This window comes from Sphingomonas sp. LR59, assembly GCF_036855945.1.
Lineage (GTDB): Bacteria > Pseudomonadota > Alphaproteobacteria > Sphingomonadales > Sphingomonadaceae > Sphingomonas.
In genome coordinates this window covers 2999458-3018819 of sequence record NZ_JASPFL010000001.1, presented here as the reverse complement: position 1 = coordinate 3018819, position 19362 = coordinate 2999458, and the positions used below count along the sequence as shown (strand labels likewise).

Below are 19362 nucleotides of genomic sequence, written 5' to 3'. Positions count from 1 at the left end.
AGAGGTTCCGGATGGAAGCCTCAGCCCTCGATCGAGAGGATTTCACGACCGTTATAGTGACCGCACGAACCGCACAGGTTGTGCGGACGCTTCAGTTCGCCACAGTTCGGGCATTCCTGGAACGACGCGATCGTGAGCGAGTCATGGCCACGGCGCATGCCGCGCTTGGAGGGCGAGGTTTTTCTTTTGGGGACGGCCATTTCGGCACCTTGTTCAATCTAAAGGTCGGGGCTCCGAGTACGCCCGGACACGGAACTCGGCAACCGACATGAATGCCGGCCGCCTGAAGCAACCCATGCGGCCTGACGCTCGCGAAGCGTGGCGCTATAGCGATTTCGTCCCGCGTTGCAACCATTGGTCACCAGTGGCAGGACCCCGGCCGACATCCAACGAGGGGCAACGCCGTGATATTACCCGTAACGCTGACGATCGCCGCGGCTGCTGCCGTCGTCAACCTGTGGCTCGCCTTCCGAGATCGTGCCGATGCGCGTGAAGGGCAACGTGCTGATCGGCGACAATGGTGATGCGCGGTTGCAGGGGCGGATGCGTGCGCATGCGAATTTCACCGAATATGCGCCGTTCATTCTGATTCTTATCGGGCTGATCGAACTGGCGGGGGGATCGACGCTCTGGCTGTGGATCGCGGGCGCGGTGTTCGTGATTGCGCGTGTAGCGCATGCGTTCGGGATGGATCGGACGACGTCGAGCGTACCGCGGGCAGGCGGTGCACTGGCGACGTGGGCGCTGATGGCGTTGCTCGCCGGCTGGGCGCTGACGATCGCGTATCAAGCGAACGCGGTGCCGGCCGCCAAGACCTTCCAGGTCGTGCCGTCGGGGTCGCAGGCATGAGCGCGCGCTATCTTCTTGCCGCAGCCACGCTGCTCGCCGCGTCGCCCGCGGTTGCACAAGTTTCGCCGGAAAGCCTGTCGGCCGACGTAAAGACGCTCGCCTCCGACGCGTTTGAAGGACGTGCGCCTGGGACGGCGGGTGAGACCAAGACGCTCGACTGGCTGATCGCGCAGTTCAAGGCGATGAAGGCGCAACCCGGCGGCCCGAACGGCAGCTGGACGCAGCCCGTGCCGCTCGTCCACACCCGGATGGGGTCTGGCAACGTCCGCGCTGGCGACACCGCTCTGGTGCAGGGCCGCGACGTCTATCTCAGCACGGTGCGCGGCGTCGACCGGGTTGCGATCGCGGGCGCGCCGATGGTGTTCGTCGGCTACGGCGTCAGCGCGCCCGAACGCGGCTGGGATGACTTCAAGGGCCTCGACCTCAAGGGCAAGGTGGCCGTCTTCCTGGTCAACGATCCCGATTTCGAAGCGGTCGCAGGCGACGATTCGAAGGGCAAGTTCGGCGACCGCCGGATGACCTATTACGGCCGCTGGACGTACAAATACGAAGAAGCCGCGCGACGTGGCGCGGTCGGCGCGCTGATCGTCCACGACACGCCGGGCGCGGGCTATGGCTGGGGTACGGTGACCGCGCCGGCCGGCGAGAATTACGACATCGTCCGTAAAGATCCCGAGTCGCGGGTGATGCTTCAGGGCTGGCTGGAGGGTGGCGTAGCGACCCGGTTGTTCGCGGCCTCGGGCCTCGACCTGGCGGCGTTGCGCAAGGCGGCGCGGCGGAGCGACTTCCGCCCGGTCGCGCTGAAGCAGGCGTTCACCACCGACTTGCCGGTCAAGCACGACACCGCCGTAAGCCAGAACGTGCTCGCCAAGCTGCCGGGCACGAAGCACGCGGACGAAGTGGTCATGTTCGGCGCGCACTGGGATGCGTACGGCATCGGCGCTCCCGACGCGCAGGGCCGCACGATCCGTCCCGGCGCGAACGACGACGGCCTTGGCGTGGCGGGCGTGCTCGAACTTGCGCGCAACTTCGCCAAGGCTCCCCGCACCGATCGCAGCCTCGTCTTCGCGCTATGGAGCGGCGAGGAGCGGGGGCTGCTCGGCTCGGAGACCTACGCGGTGAACCCGGTCTATCCGGCGGCGAAGACGGTCGCCAACCTGACGCTCGACATCCTCCAGACGGCCGGTCCCGCGAAGGACGTCATGCTGGTTGGCGCAGGCCAGAACAGCCTTGAGGACATGCTGGGCGATGCGGCGAAGGCGCAGGGCCGCGTCGTGACGCCCGAAGCGCTCCCCGAACGCGGGCTGTTCTACCGTGCCGACCATTTCTCGGTCGCGCGGCGCGGCGTGCCGACGCTGCTTCTGATGGCGATCAGCGGTGCGCCTGACCTCGTCGCAGGTGGTCGTCCCGCCGGACAGGCGTGGCTCGACGGCTATATGAAATGCTATCACCAGACGTGTGACGCGTGGGGGGCGGACTGGGATCTGCGCGGCGCGGCGCAGGATGTCGGGCTGTTCCAGACGATCGGGACGAAGCTGGCGAACAGCCGGTTGTGGCCCGAGTGGCGCGACGGGTCCGAGTTCAAGTCGGTGCGGGCTGAAAGCGCGGGGAGCGTGAGTAAGACTAACCCTCACGCGGACAACCACCCCGGCGAAGGCCGGAGCCCAGTTGGAAAGGTTGCCGTAACGGAGCGCCGCCCTCAGTCAGTGCCGTTCCCCAACTGGGCCCCGGCCTTCGCCGGGGTGGGGCCGTTGAGTCGTGGTGTCTCTGCCTCTTCTCGTTCTCCCGCGAAGGCGGGAGCCCAGGGTTACAGGCGTTATCGCTTGGTATCCTGGCCCCCCGCCTTCGCGGGGGAACGGGTAGGGCCGCGGGCGGACGTTACGCCGCCAAGACCCGATCGCTAACGAACATATTCGTCGCCCGCTCATGCGCGAACGTGCTCGCCGGGCCGTGCCCCGGAATAAAGCTCGTGTCGCTCCCCAGCGGCCACAACTTCTCGACGATGGACTTCACGAGCGTCTGGTGATTCCCTCCAGGCATGTCCGATCGCCCGACCGACCCCTGGAACAACACATCCCCCACCTGCGCGAACTTCGACGGCGCATGGTGGAAGATCACGTGCCCCTCGGTATGTCCCGGCGTCTCGTACACATCGAGCACCAGACCCCCTACCGAGACCGTATCGCCCTCGACCAGCCACCGGTCCGGCTCGAAATTCACCCCCGAAATGCCGTATTTCGGGCCATCCTGGTCGAGCCGCTGCAACCAGAAGCGGTCGGCCTCGTGCGGCCCCTCGATCGGTACGCCAAGATCGTTCGAGAGCCGCTTGGCACCGCCCGCATGATCGATATGGCCATGCGTCAGCAGGATCTTCTCGACCGTCACGCCCGCCTGTTCGACCGCCGCCATGATCCGCGGCAGGTCGCCGCCCGGATCGATCACCGCCGCCTTCATCGTCGCGGTGCACCAGATAATCGTGCAGTTCTGCTGGATCGGCGTGACGGGCACGATGGCAGCGCGGAGCGGGGCGCAGCGCGGAGGGGAGGATTTGTCATGCCCTCGAAATAGGATAGCGCGCCCGTAGGAGCAATCGCCGCTTGCGGTTTGCCTTGCGCTCCGTGCAACAGTCGCGACGATGTGGACCGCGCCCTTCGTTTTGCTCGATGACGCCCGCGAGGGGGTGCGCCAGCACGATTATACCGCGACCCGGTCCGGATCGTCCGCGCCGACACGCTCTCCGAGGTCCGCCCCGCGCTCGACGCACTCCGCGACGCCCGCAAGGGAGGGCTGCACGCCGCCGGCTACCTGACCTACGAAGCCGGCGCCGCACTCGCGTCGAGGCCGGTCGACGTCCGCACCGAAGGCCCGCTGCTTTGGTTCGGGCTGTTCGCCAAGTACGACACGATAGCGCCCGAAGACGTCGCGGCGTTGCTCCCCGACCCCGCCGGCGCGTGGACCGGTGCGCCCGAGCCGCTGATCGACCGCTACACCTACGACGCCAGCCTCACGCGCGTGCTCGACCTGATCGCGGCGGGCGACATCTACCAGGCCAACCTCACCTTCGCCGCCACCGTCCCGTTCGTCGGCGACCCGCTCGCGCTCTACGCCCGGCTACGGCGCCAGGCGAAGGCGGGCTACGGCGCGCTGATCGACACCGGCGAGACCCGCTTCCTGTCGCTGTCCCCCGAACTCTTCTTCGCGCTCGATAGCGACACGCTCACCTGCCGCCCGATGAAGGGCACCGCACCGCGAGGTGAGACGCCCGACACCGATCGCGCGCTCGCCGAAACACTCGCCGCCGACTCCAAGCAGCGCGCCGAAAACCTCATGATCGTCGACCTGATGCGCAACGACCTGTCGCGCGTCGCCACCCAGGTCGCGGTCCCCGATCTGTTCACCGTCGAGACCTATCCGACCGTCCACCAGATGACCTCGACCGTCACCGCGACGCTGAAACCAGACTGCGACGCGGTCGACGTCCTGACCGCACTGTTCCCCTGCGGATCGATCACCGGCGCCCCGAAGCAACGCGCGATGGAGGTCATCGCCGAGGTCGAGCACGCGCGCGTCCGCAGCATCTATACCGGCGCGATCGGGCGGTTCGACACGACCGGCGACGCGATCTTCAACGTCGCGATCCGCACCTTGGCGATCGAGTACGGTGCAGCCATGATGAGCCTCGGCTCAGGCATCGTCGCCGACAGCGACGCGGACGCGGAATGGGCGGAATGCCATGCGAAGGGCGCATTCGTCACCGCCGGCCAGCGCCCCTTCGACCTGATCGAGACGATGGCGTTCGACCCTGACGAAGGCCTGACCCGCCTCGAAGCCCATCTCGCCCGGATGAAGGCGAGTGCCGAGGCGCTCGGCTTCACCTTCGACCGCCACACCGCGCGCAACGAACTGCAGGCCGCCACCTTCCGGTTACGCGGACCCCGCCGCATCCGCCTGTTGCTCAGCCCATCGGGCGCGATCGCGATCGAGGCAGCGCCGCTCCCGCAATCGCCTGCGCAAGCGACTGTTGCAATCGTACCGCTGCCCGTCGCCGCGACCGACTTCCGCCTCCGCCACAAGACGAGCGCCCGCGCCTTCTACGATGACGCGCGGAAAGCCGCGGGGACGTTCGAGGTGCTGTTTGAGGATGCTGACGGCTTCCTCACCGAAGGCAGCTTCACCTCCTTGTTTGTCCAGCGCGGCGAAGCACTCGTCACGCCGCCGCTACGGCATGGCCTGCTCCCCGGGATATTGCGAGCCGACCTCCTTGAATCGGGCCGCGCAACCGAAGCCCCGCTAACCCGAGCCGACCTGCCCGCCGGATTCTTCATCGGAAATGCGGTCCGCGGGCTCATTCCCGCCATCGTTACGGTTGCGAATTCGACCACGCGGAGCGTATAGCGCCCGCGAATTCCGCGGCGACGTTCGCGGACAACCGCAAAGGTTACACCATGCACGCATCCGCCGCGCTCGGCCGCATCAGCCCCTCGCCGACGCTCGCGATCACCTCGCGCGTCCTCGAACTGAAGCGTGCAGGTGTCGACGTGATCGGCCTCGGTGCGGGCGAACCCGATTTCGACACGCCGGACTTCGTGAAGGAAGCCGCGATCCAGGCGATCCGCGACGGCAAGACCAAGTACACCAACGTCGACGGCACGATCGAGCTGAAGCAGGCGATCGTCGCCAAGTTCGCACGCGACAACAACCTTACCTACACGACCGACCAGATCAGCGTGAACGTCGGCGGCAAGCACACCCTGTTCAACGCGATGGTCGCGACGATCGATCCGGGCGACGAAGTCGTCATCCCCGCGCCGTACTGGGTCAGCTATCCCGACGTCGTCCAGTTCGCGGGCGGCGTGCCGGTGATCGTCAAGGCAGGCCCCGAGGTCGGCTACAAGCTCGATCCCGCGGCACTCGATGCCGCGATCACGCCGAAGACCAAGTGGGTGATCCTAAACTCGCCGTCGAACCCGACCGGGGCCGGCTACACGATCGACGAGCTGAAGGCGCTCGGCGCGGTGCTCGCGCGGCATCCGCACGTGTGGATCTTCGCCGACGATATGTACGAGCACATCGTCTATGACGGCTTCAAGTTCGCGACGATCGCCGAAGCCTGCCCCGAGCTGTTCGAGCGCACGCTGACCGTCAACGGCTGCTCGAAGGCCTATGCGATGACCGGCTGGCGGATCGGCTACGGCGCAGGCGCGTCGTGGTTGATCAAGGCGATGGCCAAGCTCCAGTCGCAGTCGACCTCGAACCCGTGCTCGATCGCCCAGGCCGCCGCTGTCGCCGCCCTCAACGGCGACCAGTCCTTCCTCGCCGAGCGCAATACCGCGTTTCAGGGCCGTCGCGATCTGGTCGTGAAGATGCTCAACGAGATCGACGGCATGCACTGCCCGACGCCGGAGGGCGCGTTCTACGTCTACCCCTCGTTCGCCGAGCTGATTGGCAAGACGACGCCGAACGGCCGCCTGATCGACACCGACGAGGCGATGGTCGGCTATCTGCTCGACGATGCCAAGGTGGCCGTCGTGCAGGGCGCCGCGTTCGGCCTCTCGCCGGCGTTCCGGATCAGCTACGCCACCTCCGACGCGCTGCTCCGCGAGGCCTGCACGCGCATCCAGACGGCCTGCGCCGCGCTGAAGTGAGATCTGATCCTCCCCCGCCAGGGGGAGGTGGCGCGAAGCGACGGAGGGGAGGGCACGGAACAGCGGTAGTCGCTGACCGCCCCCTCCGTCTGGCAAGAGTCAGCCACCTCCCCCTGGCGGGGGAGGATCTCAAGGTTCGAGAAACATTCGAGACACATGGCGACATCGCCCAGCAATCCTGCCGGGCGATGCCTGCTGCACGATGAACGCATCGGCCACGGCGCGTTAATCGAGAGTTTCTAAAAACGACATTGTGGTTGGCCGGCATCTCTACGACATGCCGGTACGTAGCTGATCCCGACCTATCCGGTTGGTGTCGGCAAAATTCATTGGGATCGCATCATGCGCAGCATCATCAAGTCGAGTTTTTCTGGCAGTTCAGCGGCGGGTTCGTCTTGGGTGCGCTCGGATTGCTCGTGATGCAGCCTGCCGAAGCGCGCCAGACCTTCGCCAGCCATTTCGAACACAGCGTCACGCGCTGACGGCTACTTGGCGAAGGCTTGCGGCAACACCATGTATCTACACATGAAAAAGCCGCTCCTCGCCACGCTCGCCGCCGTCGGTATCGCCGGTGCATTCATGTCCACCGGTGCTGCACAAGGCGCTCGCGCGGTCGTCATTCCCGCCGTCAAGACCGACCTTCCCGCGACGCCCAGTCTCCAGACTGCGGTGCTCGCGGGCGGCTGTTTCTGGACGATGGAGGCGGTGTTCGAGCATGTGAAGGGCGTGAAGGCCGTAACAACCGGCTATGCCGGCGGCACCAAGGCGACCGCGACCTACGACCAGGTCTCGGCCGAAACGACTCGGCATGCCGAAGCGATCAAGATCGCGTACGATCCCCGAGTCGTGAGCTACGGCACGCTGCTCCGCGTGTATTTCTCGATCGCGCATGATCCGACGAGCTTGAACCGCCAGGGACCGGACAGCGGCACCAGCTATCGCTCGGCGATCTTCCCGCAGTCGCGGGCGCAGGCGCAGGTCGCCCGCGCGTACATCGCGCAGCTTGGCGCCACGCATGCGTTCTCCGGGCCGATCGTGACGAAGCTGGAGACGGGCGCGTTCTACCCGGCCGAGGCGTATCACCAGAATTTCTACGACCGGAACCCGACCCATCCGTACATCGTGATGTGGGACAAGCCGAAGGTGGCGGCCTTCCGTGCGGCGTTTCCGACGATCTCGAGCTGAGGCGATAGGCTTAAGCTGAGGCGAAACGCTTAAGAAGACGCCCACCCCAAGTCCGTCATTCCAGCGAAAGCTGGAATATCCCAGTTTGGAGGATTTCCCGAGCCACGAGGGAGACCCCAGCGTTCGCTGGGGTGACAGTCGTGGAATAGTGACGCGCGAGCAAGAACCAAGAAGCTCTAAGCAGCCACCGGAAAGCGCAGCATCCGGTCCGCTACCGGCACCATCGCCTCCGCCCCGATCCCAACCGCCCGGACGATCTCCGGATGGTCGACATCCAGTCCCCCGTCAGCGACCCGAACGCGGGTAAAATCAGCTTCGTCGCCGTCGCCACGAAACAGCGTCGCGCGACCGACTTCCCCCGCACGCGCAATCGCAGCTTCGGATGGAAATGCCCCGACAGTTCGGGCCGCGTCTCCGCCCGGTCGGCCTCGTGCCGCAGCATCAGTCCGTCGACGACGACCTCGTCCACGACCTCGCCGCCGCACCGATCGAGGATCGCCGGATCGTGATTGCCCGTGATCCACGTCCAGCGCGTCATGTCGGTCATCGCGCGCAGCATGTCCTGCGCGCGCTGCGGCAACCGTTCGCACCCGTCGCTGTCGTGGAAGCTATCGCCCAGGCACCAGACTTCGCCCGCGCCGGTTGCCGCGACCAGCGCAGTGAGATCGGCCAAGGTCGCGATCGAATCATACGGCGGCAGCATCTGGCCGCGCCCCGCGAACCAGCTTGCCTTCTCGAAATGTAGGTCGGCGACCAGCAACGCGCGCCGCTCCGGCCAGAACAGTGCGCCTTGTGGCAACGCCAAAAGCGCATGTCCACCGAACGAAAAGGGAACCATCCTTCCGCCATGCCGCCCCCGTCGCACCGAATCAACCCGCCATCGTCGCGAACCGGGTGGGGCTTGCGCATGCCTCCAATCGGCGTAAAGCGCGCCGTCCCCTCAGGAGGAGCGCTCTTCGCGCCATGACGTCCGTAGCCGGAACACCCCAAACTGCCGTCGTGACCGAACCGACCGCCGAGCAGACGGCGGCGCAAGCGTGCGCGCCCTCCGATCTTTCCGCAGCGCATCTGCATCCGCACCCGGCGCTGGCCGCGCTGACCGTCGGCGCGATCGGCGTGGTGTTCGGCGATATCGGCACCAGCCCGCTCTATGCGTTCCGCGAGGCGCTCGGGCAGACCTCCGCCGGCGGCATCGATCCGAGCGAGATTCTCGGCGTGCTGAGCCTCGCGCTCTGGTCGCTGTTCCTCGTCGTCACCGTCAAATACGTCATCTTCCTGATGCGCGCGGACAACCAGGGCGAGGGCGGCGTGCTGGCGCTGGCCGCGCTCGCGCGTCGTGCGCTCGGCATGCGGTCGCGGATCGCGATCGTGCTCGGCGCGGCGGGCGCGTCGCTGTTCTACGGCGATGCGATCATCACGCCGGCTTTGTCCGTGCTGTCGGCGATGGAAGGCCTCAGGACGATCCCGAGCGCGGCGCACATCTTCAACGAAGGCGTCGTCCGCGCGCTGACGATCGGCATCCTGATCGCGCTGTTCATGATCCAGGCACGCGGGACGGCGCAGGTGTCGAAGCTGTTCGGCCCGGTCTGCATCCTGTGGTTCGTGTCGATCGGTGCGCTGGGCGTCTGGCACATCGCCGACGAGCCCTCGATCGTCCGCGTGTTCCTGCCGACCTACGGCATCTCGTTCCTCGCGACGCACGGCGTCACCGGGCTGTTCGTGCTCGGCGCGGTGTTCCTGACCGTCACCGGCGCCGAAGCGTTGACCGCCGACATGGGCCATTTCGGCAAGCTGCCGATCCGCATCGGCTGGTTCTTCCTCGTCTTCCCGGCTTTGGCGCTCAACTATCTCGGGCAGGGCGCGTTCGCGCTCGCCAAGCTCGAGGACGCGGCACGGCAGGGCGTGCCCTTCGTCAATCAGGACTGGTTCTTCCTGATGGCGCCCGAATCGCTGCGCCCCGCGCTGATCATCCTCGCCGGGTTCGCGACGGTGATCGCCAGCCAGGCGGTCATCACCGGTGCGTTCTCGCTGACACAGCAGGCGATCCAGCTCGGGCTGCTGCCACGCCTGCGCATCCGCCAGACCTCGGCGGTGTTCGCGGGACAGATCTACCTGCCCGCGATCAACTGGTTGCTACTGATCGGCGTGCTGGTGCTGGTGATCCAGTTCAAGACGTCGTCGGCGATGGCGGCGGCGTACGGCATCGCGGTGACCGGCACGATGGTCGTCACGACCCTACTTGCATATATCGTTGTCAGGCATCGCTGGAACTGGTCGCGCCCGCTGGCGCTCGCAGCGATCCTGCCGTTCCTGACGCTCGACCTGATCTTCTTCGGCGCCAACATCCTCCGCGTGATCGAGGGCGGCTGGGTGCCGCTGGTCATCGCCGCGTCGATCGGGCTGATCATCTTCACCTGGGTGCGCGGCAAGAAGATCGTCAGCGCGTTCGAGAAGCGCCAGAGCATTCCGCTCAGCGATCTTGCTTCCGCGCTGGAAAAGCGTCCGCCCGAGCGCGTGTCGGGCACCGCGGTGTTCCTGACCGCCAATCCGCATGCGACGCCGGGCGCGCTGCTGCACAATCTGAAGCACAACAAGGTGCTCCACGAGCGCAACCTGATCGTCAGCATCCGCACCGCGGACCGACCATTCGTCGAGGAATCCGCGCGCGCGAAGGTCGAGCGGGTCGACGAGAATTTCTCGATCGTCGTGCTCACCTACGGGTTCATGGAATCCCCCGACGTGCCCCGCGATCTCGGCGTCGGCAACAAGACCGAGCAGCTCGGGCTCGACCCGATGCGCACCTCGTTCTTCATCGGCCGCAACACGCTGAAGCCCGATGCGGAGAAGGGCATGCCGCCGTGGCAGGACCGGATCTTCCTGTTCCTGCAAAGGAACGCCAGCGACCCGACCGACTTCCTGAAGATCCCGCCCGGCAAGGTGCTCGAACTAGGCGAACAGGTCACGGTGTAACGCCAACTCCCTCTCCCCGAAGGGGCGAGGGACGAGGCACTCAGCCTGCAAACGCCTTCACCAGGTCGAACAGGTAATCGCGGCCGTCATACAGCGACGTCACACGAATGCGTTCGTTGAGGCCGTGGATGCCGCCCATGTCCTTGTCGATGAAGACGCCCGGCGCGCCGTAGACCGGGATGCCGATCGCCTCGAAGAAAATGCCGTCGGTCGCGCCCGTAGACATCATCGGCAGGATCGGGATGCCGGGGAAGTGCTTCGCCGCGACCTTGGTCACCGGGCCCATGATCTTCGGATCGAGCGTCGGCGGGATCGCGGTCGGGCGGACCGGCTGGTTCGCGGTCACCGTCACCTTCGCCCCCGCCAGTTCCTTCAGCTTGGCGAGCGTGCCGTCGACCGTCTCGCCCGGAAAGATGCGGCAGTTGATGTTCGCCGTCGCGCGCTGCGGCAAGGCGTTCTCCGCGTGACCTGCGTTCAGCAACGTCGCCACGCACGTCGTCCGCAGCGTCGAATGCATCGCCTTGTCGCGGCTGACGATCGCATCCGCCGCCTTGTCCTCCGGATTGGCGAGCAACCGCGTGATCGCGTTGCCCATCTCGCCCGGCATCGCCTTCGCGCTGGCCGCAAAGAACGCCTTGGTCGTATCGGTGAACTTCACCGGGAACTCGTAGCCCTGCACCGCCTTCACCGCGTCGGCGAGCTCGTAGATCGCGTTCTCGGGGATCGGCTGCGAGCTGTGCCCGCCCGGGTTGGTCGCCAGGAACGTATAGTTCTGCGCCGCCTTCTCGCCGACCTGGATCGCCAGCAACTGGCGCTTGCCGTTGTCGTCGAGCCGTCCGCCGCCGCCCTCGTTGAGCGCGAACTCGGCCGCGATCAGGTCGGGCTTCGACTTGGCGAGATACTGCGCGCCGTTCCACGCGAACGTCGTTTCCTCGCCGCAGGTGAGCGCGAGCTTGATCGTCCGCTTCGGCTTGTACCCGCCGGTCTTGAAGCGGATCATCGCGTCGGACCAGATCGCCGCCTGCGCCTTGTCGTCGACGGTGCCGCGCGCGTAATAATAGCCGCCTTCCTCGATCAGCTTGAACGGATCGCGCACCCAATCCTCGCGCTTGGCCTCGACCACGTCGAGATGCGCTAGCAGCAGCATCGGCTTGATCGACGCGTCCGCCCCCTTCAGCACCGCGACCAGCCCGCCATCCTTGGGATGCTCGGGCACCGAAAAATAGGTGATGTCGGCATCCGCATAGCCCGCCGTCTTCAGCCGCGCGCCGATCTGCGCCGCGGCCTGCGTGCAACTGCCGGAGGATATGGTCGTGTTGGTCTCGACCAGCTCCTTGTAGAGCCCGAGAAACGCCTTCTGGTCGGGCCGCGATTGCGCCTGTGCAGTAACAGGCGTGGTCAAGATCGCCGCCGTGAGTAGCCAGCCAGTCGCGCGCATCGTCGTCCCCTTGTTCGTTCCGGTACAGAGAGTTGCAGCGAACAGGCGCCGACGCAACCTCGACGCCGCGGCGCTCACCGTCGGCGTGTTCCGCGGGGCAAAGTGAGCCGCACCTCGCGGTTGGCAAAGTCGATGTCGACGCGGCGGAACAGTTGCAGCACGTCCATCCCGAGCAGCATCGCCGGGCGCTCGGACAAGCCGAACTGGCGGAACGGCGGCGCATCGATCGCGGTGAACGCGACGGGCAGGTCGCCGAGCGTCAGGCTGCCGATCGAGACGCGGTCGATCGTGGTGTAATCCGCGACCACGGTTTCGCCGGTGACGCCGGTCAGCGACACGGGCTGCGACGCCCCCGCGCTGCCGAGGCCCTTGCGCGTCACCTTCCGGCGGAGCGCGGCATTGGCCATGCTGACCGAGGTGCCGGTGTCGAGGATCACGCGGATACGGATGCCGTTGCAATAGGCGTCGGTGACGACGAGCTGCCCGAACAGGCTGCGCGCGCGGATGACGATTTCTTCGGGGGCGGCGCGTTCGCGAGTCTGACGTTTGCGCGAGGGGGTGACGGTCATCGTCTTCGTGTCGAAGTCGATCCCCACCGCATGATCCTGCAACATGTCGATCCCGAGCAACCCGCGCGCGCCGAGGTTGATCGCGCTGATCGCAGGGGCCTCGATCGCCGCGCTGCCGATCACGCTGACCTTGAGCGAGGGGATGATGACGGTACCGATGCTGTCCGATCCGGTCATGCCGGTGACGCGGACGGTCCGGCCGGGGGCAAGGCCGAGCGTCGCGGCGAGTTCGCGGGCGATGACGGTACGCTGCGCACCGGTATCGACGACGAAGGGGAAGGGGCCGGCGCCGGCGATCGTTACCGGTACCGTCATGCGGGTCTGGTCGTCCCCGAACAGCAGCGTGGCGGGGTCGGGGTCTGCTGCGGATTCTGCACTGGTCAGGGGTGCAGCATTGGGCCGCGGGAGCGCTGCGTCCTGGGCGCTGGCCTGGGCGGCGATGGCTAGCAGTAGAGGGGCTAGCCACCTGTGCATGCTGCAAATGCTGCGCCTGAATTCGTCCATGCGCAACTACCGTTGTTAAGCCCGAACGTCCCTCCCAAACGCTACCACCCCGGCGGAGGCCGGGGCCCAATTGGGGGGATTGCTAATGGAGGGCAACGTTCCGTTACGACCACCTTTCCAATTGGGCCCCGGCCTTCGCCGGGGTGGTGTTTGAACGTGGGCAGCCGCAGCCGCTCAATCCGGCCGCATCGCATCCGCGATCATCGCTTCCGCCTCGATCAGCAACGCATCGTCAGAACTGTTCGTCGCCACCTTCTCCCGCCCGATCAGCGTCAGCACCGGCACCGCCAGCGGCGTCACGCGCTCCAGATCGACATGCACCATCGTCGCCGCCGCGCGGTCGAGCAGCGACGCCAGCCGCCCGACATCGGTCATCCGTGCGCGCGCGTCGGCCCAAGCCGCTTCCAGCAACAGATGCGTCGGCTCGTACTTGCGCAGCACGTCGTAGATCAGGTCGGTCGAGAACGTCACCTGCTTGCCGGTCTTGCGTTTGCCGGGATGCTGGCGCTCGACCAGCCCGCCGATCACCGCGACCTCGCGAAAGGCGCGCTTCAACAGATGCGATTGCTGCACCCATTCGACAAACTCATGCTCGAGAATATCCGCCGAGAACAGGGCCGCTGGATCGGTGATCTTCTCCAGCCCGTACACCGCCAGCGCATAATCATTCGCGACGAAGCCGAGCGGTTTCAGCCCCTGCGTCTCCATCCGCCGCGTGATCAGCATGCCGAGCGACTGGTGTGCGTTCCACCCCTCGAAACTGTACGCGACCATGTAGTGCCGCCCCTCGCGCGGGAACGTCTCGACCAGCAGCTGGCCGGGCTCGGGCATGACCGATCGATACGCCTGCATCTCCAGCCATTCGCGCACGTCGTCGGGGAAGCGCGCCCAGTCGCCGGGATGCGCAAGGAACCCGCGGACGCGGTCGGCGAGGTTGGTCGACAGCGGCATCCGGCTGCCGCCATAGGTCGGGATCCGTGCCGGCTTCGACGTCGCGCGCACGACAAGATCCTCAAGGTCGATCTTCATCACCTCCAGGCTCAGCCCCGCGAAGAAGAACGTGTCGCCGTGGCTCAGCTGTGCCGCGAACGCCTCCTCGACGCGCCCCAGCACGCGGCCATTGCCGAACCGCACGTTGAGCATCGTCGCTTCGACGATGATGCCTGCGTTCAGCCGGTGCTGGCCGATGAATTTCGGATGGCTGACGCGCCACGTCCCGTCCGCGTCCTTGGTCAGGCGCTTGAACCGGTCATACGCCTTCAGCGAATACCCGCCGTCGCTGATGAAGTGCAGCACGCGCTCGAACGTCTCGGTTGGCAGCGCGGAGTACGGCAGCGCGGAGCGGATCTCCTCAAGCAACGCAGCTTCATGGAACGGCGCCGCGCACGCGCACGCCATCACGTGCTGCGCCAGCACGTCGAGCGCACCGACCCGAAAAATGTCCGCATCGAGTTCGCCTGCCTCGACCGCGTCGAGCGCCGCGCGCGCCTCCAGATATTCGAACCGGTTGCCCGGCACGACGATCGCTTGAGACGACTCGTCGAGCCGGTGATTGGCGCGACCGATCCGCTGCAACAGACGTGACGATCCCTTCGGCGCGCCCATCTGGATCACGCAATCGACGTTGCCCCAGTCGACCCCGAGGTCGAGACTCGACGTCGCGACCAGCGCGCGCAGTTTCCCCTCGGCCATCGCGTTCTCGACCTTCCGCCGCGCCTCCTTCGCCAGGCTGCCGTGGTGGACGCCGATCGGGAGGTTCCCAGCATTCACCTTCCACAGATCCTGGAAGATGAGCTCGGCCAAGCTGCGCGTGTTGCAGAACACGATCGAGGTTTCGTGCGCCTCGATCTCGGCCATCACCTGCGCGGCGGCATAGCGGCCCGAATGTCCCGACCACGGCACGCGGCCCTCGGGCAGCAGGATCGCGATGTTGGGATCCGCGCCGGGCTCGCCGCGGACCATCGCGACCTGGTCGATATCGCCATCGGGCGCGAGCCACGCACGATAGCCGTCCGCATCCGCGACCGTCGCCGACAGCGCGACGCGGCGCATCCCCGGCGAAATTTTCTGCAACCGCGCCATGCAAAGCGACAACAGATCGCCACGCTTGCCGGTCGCGAACGCGTGCACCTCGTCGACCACGATCGTGCGGAGATTCTCGAACATCGTGATGCTGTCCGGGTAGCTCAGCAGCAGCGACAGCGATTCGGGCGTCGTCAGCAGGATTTGCGGCGGCTTGATCCGCTGCCGCGCCTTCCGGTCGGAGGGCGTGTCACCGGTGCGCGTTTCCACCCGGATGTCGACGCCCATCTCGTCGATCGGCGTCAGCAAATTGCGCTGCACGTCGACCGCGAGCGCCTTCAACGGCGATACGTAGAGCGTGTGGAGGCCCGTCGTCGGCGCCTCAATCAACTCGGCAAGCGTCGGCAGGAACCCGGCGAGCGTCTTCCCCGCGCCCGTCGCCGCTACCAGCAGGGCATGATGCCCCGCACGGCCCTCGGCGAGCATCTCGAGCTGATGCCGCCGCGGCCGCCAACCGCGTGTGGCAAACCAGTTTTCCAAGGGGAGGGGAGGTCGCTCACGGCCTGTTCACGCATTGTCGTCATATGGGGGCATCGCGCCGCACCGCTATGGACCGCGTGCGGAACGACCGCCACTTTGGCTAAAGCTCTGTTGTGAAAGACGATCGGTGTCGCTTTTTCGTTATCTCCTGCCCCTACCGTTGCTCGCACTCCTGCCCTTCGCCAATGCCACTGCCGCCAGCAAGTCGTTCGTCGGCGGGGGCGGCATGGTCCGCTTGTCCTATGCCTCCAGCCTGACGCCGACGCGCAATTTCGCAGGCCGGCCGCTGATGAACAGCGGCTGGCGACAGATGTGGGACGGCGCGCCGGTCGGGCGCGGCGTCGGCATCGTCCGCTTCTGGGAGGTCGCCAAGCCGACCGATGGCCAGGGGCAGGTGACCGAGATGATCCAGGTCGGTTTCAGCCGCAGCGCCGACGTGGTGGCGACCTGCGGCACGGCGGGGATGGTCTCGGGGCATGCGAAGCGCTTGCCGAACCGCATGCTCGGCGGCCATCGCTGGACGGTCTACACCAATGGCGACGCCGGCATGAGCCAGCAGGTCAACGCGACCAACTTCCGCAGCGTCATCAACGGCGCCTGCTACGCGATCGACCGCGTCACCTATGCGGTGAAGGCGGCGGCGCCCGCGGGCCGGAATGCGCCGCCGCAGGCGGTAGCCGCGGCACGGATGGACGCGATCCTCGCGACGATAAAGATCGGCGGACGGCGCTGACCGATCCCCCTATGGCGGGGGAATGACGACGTAAGGCGGTGCATACGCTGCCGACGGCACCGCACGCCGACGTCACGCGTTACTCCCACATGGCAAAACTCGGCGACTGGCTCGAACCGCATCCGCACGGCATCCTCGTCAAGCCGATCGACGCGTGGATCGACCCCTCGATCCCGACCGCAAAGGCGCTTGTCACGCACGGCCACGCCGATCACGCACGTGGTGGTCACGAGGCGGTCTGGGCCACGCCCGAAACGCTCGCGATCATGGACGCGCGCTATGGTCCGCAAGCCGGCAACCCCGTTGCCTACGGCGAGACGATCCGGATGGGGGAAGTCGATATCGGCTTTGTCCCCGCCGGCCACGTCCTCGGCTCCGCGCAGATCGTACTCGACTATCGCGGCGAGCGGATCGTCGTCTCGGGCGACTATAAACGTCGCGCGGATCCGACCTGCACCCCGTTCGAACCCGTCAAATGCGACGTCTTCATCACCGAGGCGACGTTCGGCCTGCCGGTGTTCCGCCACCCCGACACCGGCGACGAGATCGACAAGCTGATCGCCGCGCTGCACGCCAACCCGGACCGCTGCGTCGTCGTCGGCGCCTATGCGCTCGGCAAGGCGCAGCGCGTGATCGCCGAACTGCGCGAGCGCGGGCATACCGCCCCGATCTACATCCACGGCGCGCTGCAAAAGCTGTGCGACCTGTACGCCGAACACGGCGTCAGGCTCGGCGAACTTCTTCCCGTGGCGGACGCGAAGAAGGCGGACATGGCGGGGCATGTCGTGATGTGCCCGCCCGGCGCGCTCAACGATCGCTGGTCGCGGCGGCTGCCCGACCCGATCACCGCGATGGCGAGCGGCTGGATGCGTGTCCGGGGTCGCGCGCGGCAGAAGAACGTCGAACTGCCGCTGATCCTGAGCGATCACGCCGACTGGGACGAATTGACCACGACGCTGACCGAGATCGCGCCGCAGGAGGTGTGGGTCACGCACGGGCGCGAGGATGCGCTGGTCCACTGGTGCATGACTCGTCAGATCAAGGCGCGCGCGCTGGCGCTGGTCGGGTTCGAGGACGAGGACGACTGAGGCCTTGCGCTTTGTGGAGGCTGCGGCAGGATAGGACATTGCCCCTGTCGCAAGGATGATCCGTGGCCCGTTCGACCAAGTTCACCGCTCTGTTGCTGCTAGCGCTCTCGACCACCGCCATCGCGCAGGACGCGCCGAAGAAGGACAAGTCGGAGAGCAACGCCGATCGGATGAAGGCCGAGGCGGAGGCGGACTACGCCAATGCTCCTGTTGCCGAACAGGAGGTCAAGTCGAAGGGCCGCGTCACGGTCGGCGGCAAGTCGCTCGGCTATACGGCAACGGTCGGCACGCTTACGCTGCGCGATACCGAGGGCAAGCCGACCGCGAGCCTGTTCTACACCGGCTATACGCTCGACGGGGTGAAGCCCGGTACCAAGCGCCCGGTGACGTTCTTCTACAATGGCGGGCCGGGGTCCCCCAGTTTCTGGCTGCACATGGGCTCGTTCGCGCCGGTCCGGCTGCGCACCGCCAACCCCGAATACATCAAGCCCGCGCCCTACGACTTCGGCCCCAACCCCGACACGCTGCTCGACAAGACCGACATGGTGTTCATCGATGCGGTCGGCACCGGCTATTCGCGACCGCTCGGCGACACGAAACCGTCCGCGTTCTACGGCGTCGACGAGGATGCCGACGCGTTCGCCAAGGGCATATTGCGCTACGCCACCAAATACGGCCGCTGGAACAGTCCGAAATTTCTGTTCGGCGAGAGCTACGGCACCACGCGCTCGGGCGCGCTCGCCTACCAGTTGCAGGACCGCGGGATGGCGCTGAACGGCGTCGTGCTGCTGTCGTCGATCATGAACTACGGCTACCGCCAGCCGGGACTCGACGAGATCTATCTCAACTATCTGCCGAGCTATGCGGCAAGCGCCTGGTATCACAACCGCCTGCAGAACCGTCCCGCCGACGTCGCGACGACGGTCGCCGAGGCGCGGGCGTTCGCGACCGGGCCGTATGCGGCGGCGCTGTCGAAGGGGCAGACGATCTCGGACGCGGAGCGCGATGCGGTCGCCACCCGGATGAGCCAGCTGATCGGCATCTCGCCCGACTTCATCAAGCGCGCCAACCTCCGCATCGACCTCGCGCGGTTCCAGAAGGAGTTGTTGCGCGATCAGCGGCTGACACTCGGGCGGTTCGATTCGCGCTACACCGGCGTCGACAGCGATGCGGCGGGCGAGCGGCCCGAGACCGTGATCGCCGGCGCGTTCATCGCGACATTCAACGACTATGTGACACACACGCTCGGCTACAAGACCGAAATGCCGTACCGCCTCAGCGCGCGCGATGCGCCCGGCTGGACGTGGAACTGGAAGCACGACGCGCCGGGTCGTGGCGGCCAGTCGCAGAACAACCCCAACACCGCGGTCGATCTCGCCGCGGCGATGCGCGAGAATCCGTATCTTAACGTGCTGTCGATGAACGGCTATTATGACATGGCGACGCCGTTCTTCGGGACGGAGAACGACCTGGGGCACATGATGCTCGATCCGTCACGGCAGCGGAATTTGGCGTTTCGCTATTATCCCGCGGGGCACATGACGTATCTCAACCCCGAGGCGCTGCACCAGATGAAGGCGGATCTGGCGCGCTGGTACGATCAGGCGGTCGGCGAGGCGCGGAGTGCGACGCCGCCAGGTGGCGCGAGTGTTTCGGGTGTGGAGGGTTCGGGGCAGGCGCCGAACTAACCCAACACGCTCCGTCATGCCGGGCTCGTTCCGGCATCCACCGTTCCGCACAATCGAGAGACGTGAGATCGCGGAACCGTGGGTCCCGGAACAAGTCCGGGGTGACGGAGTGGTTGGCGCACGCGGTCATC

13 protein-coding genes and 3 pseudogenes are annotated in these 19362 nt (G+C 66.5%); 9 read left to right on the top strand and 7 right to left on the bottom strand.

What is annotated here, in order from left to right; all coding sequences use genetic code 11:
• Positions 1–20: 20 nt before the first annotated feature.
• Complete coding sequence (gene rpmF / locus QP164_RS14035) at positions 21–200, bottom strand: 50S ribosomal protein L32 (protein WP_056054400.1); 180 nt, start codon at positions 198–200, stop codon at positions 21–23.
• A gap of 283 nt (positions 201–483) precedes the next feature.
• On the opposite strand from rpmF, the gene QP164_RS14030 reads away from it, so the two are divergent.
• Positions 484–849 (top strand): MAPEG family protein, encoded by a 366-nt coding sequence (locus QP164_RS14030; RefSeq protein ID WP_443027444.1) that lies wholly within the window; start codon positions 484–486, stop codon positions 847–849.
• A pseudogene (locus tag QP164_RS14025) lies at positions 846–2459 on the top strand (M28 family metallopeptidase); the annotation flags it as partial. The gene QP164_RS14030 and the pseudogene QP164_RS14025, both read left to right, overlap by 4 nt.
• 268 nt (positions 2460–2727) lie before the next feature.
• Here QP164_RS14025 and QP164_RS14020 read toward each other — a convergent pair.
• Positions 2728–3357, bottom strand: coding sequence for an MBL fold metallo-hydrolase (locus tag QP164_RS14020; RefSeq protein WP_333923539.1), 630 nt, complete (start codon positions 3355–3357; stop codon positions 2728–2730).
• A gap of 127 nt (positions 3358–3484) precedes the next feature.
• Between QP164_RS14020 and pabB the strand changes: the two are divergent.
• Together pabB and QP164_RS14010 are read left to right on the top strand one after the other, a co-directional pair.
• Positions 3485–5244 (top strand): annotated as a pseudogene (gene pabB / locus QP164_RS14015) (aminodeoxychorismate synthase component I).
• Positions 5245–5294: 50 nt separating this feature from the next.
• Complete coding sequence (locus tag QP164_RS14010; protein WP_333923538.1) at positions 5295–6494, top strand: pyridoxal phosphate-dependent aminotransferase; 1200 nt, start codon at positions 5295–5297, stop codon at positions 6492–6494.
• A gap of 326 nt (positions 6495–6820) precedes the next feature.
• Here QP164_RS14010 and QP164_RS14005 read toward each other — a convergent pair whose 3' ends face one another.
• Positions 6821–6961: a hypothetical protein gene (locus QP164_RS14005; RefSeq protein ID WP_333923537.1), complete on the bottom strand. Its 141-nt coding sequence runs from the start codon at positions 6959–6961 to the stop codon at positions 6821–6823.
• 58 nt (positions 6962–7019) lie between these two features.
• Between QP164_RS14005 and msrA the strand changes: the two genes are divergently transcribed.
• On the top strand, positions 7020–7679 hold the full coding sequence (msrA, locus tag QP164_RS14000; protein WP_333923536.1) for a peptide-methionine (S)-S-oxide reductase MsrA: 660 nt from the start codon (positions 7020–7022) through the stop codon (positions 7677–7679).
• 176 nt (positions 7680–7855) lie between these two features.
• Here msrA and pdeM read toward each other — a convergent pair.
• Positions 7856–8517 (bottom strand): annotated as a pseudogene (gene pdeM / locus QP164_RS13995) (ligase-associated DNA damage response endonuclease PdeM).
• Positions 8518–8642: 125 nt separating this feature from the next.
• Here pdeM and QP164_RS13990 point away from each other — a divergent pair.
• Complete coding sequence (locus QP164_RS13990) at positions 8643–10649, top strand: potassium transporter Kup (protein ID WP_333923535.1); 2007 nt, start codon at positions 8643–8645, stop codon at positions 10647–10649.
• A 40-nt stretch (positions 10650–10689) separates the two neighbouring features.
• On the opposite strand, the gene QP164_RS13985 is transcribed toward QP164_RS13990, so the two are convergent.
• The 3 genes from QP164_RS13985 to QP164_RS13975 form a co-directional block, all read right to left on the bottom strand.
• Positions 10690–12087, bottom strand: a complete 1398-nt coding sequence (locus QP164_RS13985) for a M20/M25/M40 family metallo-hydrolase (RefSeq protein ID WP_333923534.1) — start codon at positions 12085–12087, stop codon at positions 10690–10692.
• Positions 12088–12161: 74 nt separating this feature from the next.
• Entirely contained in the window at positions 12162–13130 is a 969-nt protein-coding gene (locus tag QP164_RS13980; RefSeq protein WP_333923533.1) for a retroviral-like aspartic protease family protein, read from the bottom strand.
• A 204-nt stretch (positions 13131–13334) separates the two neighbouring features.
• Entirely contained in the window at positions 13335–15722 is a 2388-nt protein-coding gene (locus tag QP164_RS13975; protein ID WP_333923532.1) for a ligase-associated DNA damage response DEXH box helicase, read from the bottom strand.
• Positions 15723–15849: 127 nt separating this feature from the next.
• On the opposite strand from QP164_RS13975, the gene QP164_RS13970 reads away from it, so the two are divergent.
• The 3 genes from QP164_RS13970 to QP164_RS13960 all read left to right on the top strand — a co-directional run bounded on the left by QP164_RS13970 (position 15850) and on the right by QP164_RS13960 (position 19231).
• Positions 15850–16455, top strand: a complete 606-nt coding sequence (locus QP164_RS13970; RefSeq protein ID WP_333923531.1) for a hypothetical protein — start codon at positions 15850–15852, stop codon at positions 16453–16455.
• Positions 16456–16544: 89 nt separating this feature from the next.
• Positions 16545–17543: a ligase-associated DNA damage response exonuclease gene (locus tag QP164_RS13965; RefSeq protein ID WP_277984548.1), complete on the top strand. Its 999-nt coding sequence runs from the start codon at positions 16545–16547 to the stop codon at positions 17541–17543.
• A 62-nt stretch (positions 17544–17605) separates the two neighbouring features.
• Complete coding sequence (locus QP164_RS13960; protein ID WP_333923530.1) at positions 17606–19231, top strand: S10 family peptidase; 1626 nt, start codon at positions 17606–17608, stop codon at positions 19229–19231.
• The last annotated feature ends 131 nt before the right edge of the window (positions 19232–19362 follow it).

What these genes read in the sequence shown, in the direction of transcription:
- QP164_RS14010 (WP_333923538.1), top strand. Translation starts at nt 5,295, where the DNA reads ATGCACGCATCCGCCGCGCTCGGCCGCATCAGCCCCTCGCCGACGCTC.
- QP164_RS13980 (WP_333923533.1), bottom strand. Translation starts at nt 13,130, where the DNA reads ATGCACAGGTGGCTAGCCCCTCTACTGCTAGCCATCGCCGCCCAGGCC.
- QP164_RS14030 (WP_443027444.1), top strand. Translation starts at nt 484, where the DNA reads ATGCGCGTGAAGGGCAACGTGCTGATCGGCGACAATGGTGATGCGCGG.
- msrA (WP_333923536.1), top strand. Translation starts at nt 7,020, where the DNA reads ATGAAAAAGCCGCTCCTCGCCACGCTCGCCGCCGTCGGTATCGCCGGT.
- QP164_RS13990 (WP_333923535.1), top strand. Translation starts at nt 8,643, where the DNA reads ATGACGTCCGTAGCCGGAACACCCCAAACTGCCGTCGTGACCGAACCG.
- QP164_RS13985 (WP_333923534.1), bottom strand. Translation starts at nt 12,087, where the DNA reads ATGCGCGCGACTGGCTGGCTACTCACGGCGGCGATCTTGACCACGCCT.
- rpmF (WP_056054400.1), bottom strand. Translation starts at nt 200, where the DNA reads ATGGCCGTCCCCAAAAGAAAAACCTCGCCCTCCAAGCGCGGCATGCGC.
- QP164_RS13965 (WP_277984548.1), top strand. Translation starts at nt 16,545, where the DNA reads ATGGCAAAACTCGGCGACTGGCTCGAACCGCATCCGCACGGCATCCTC.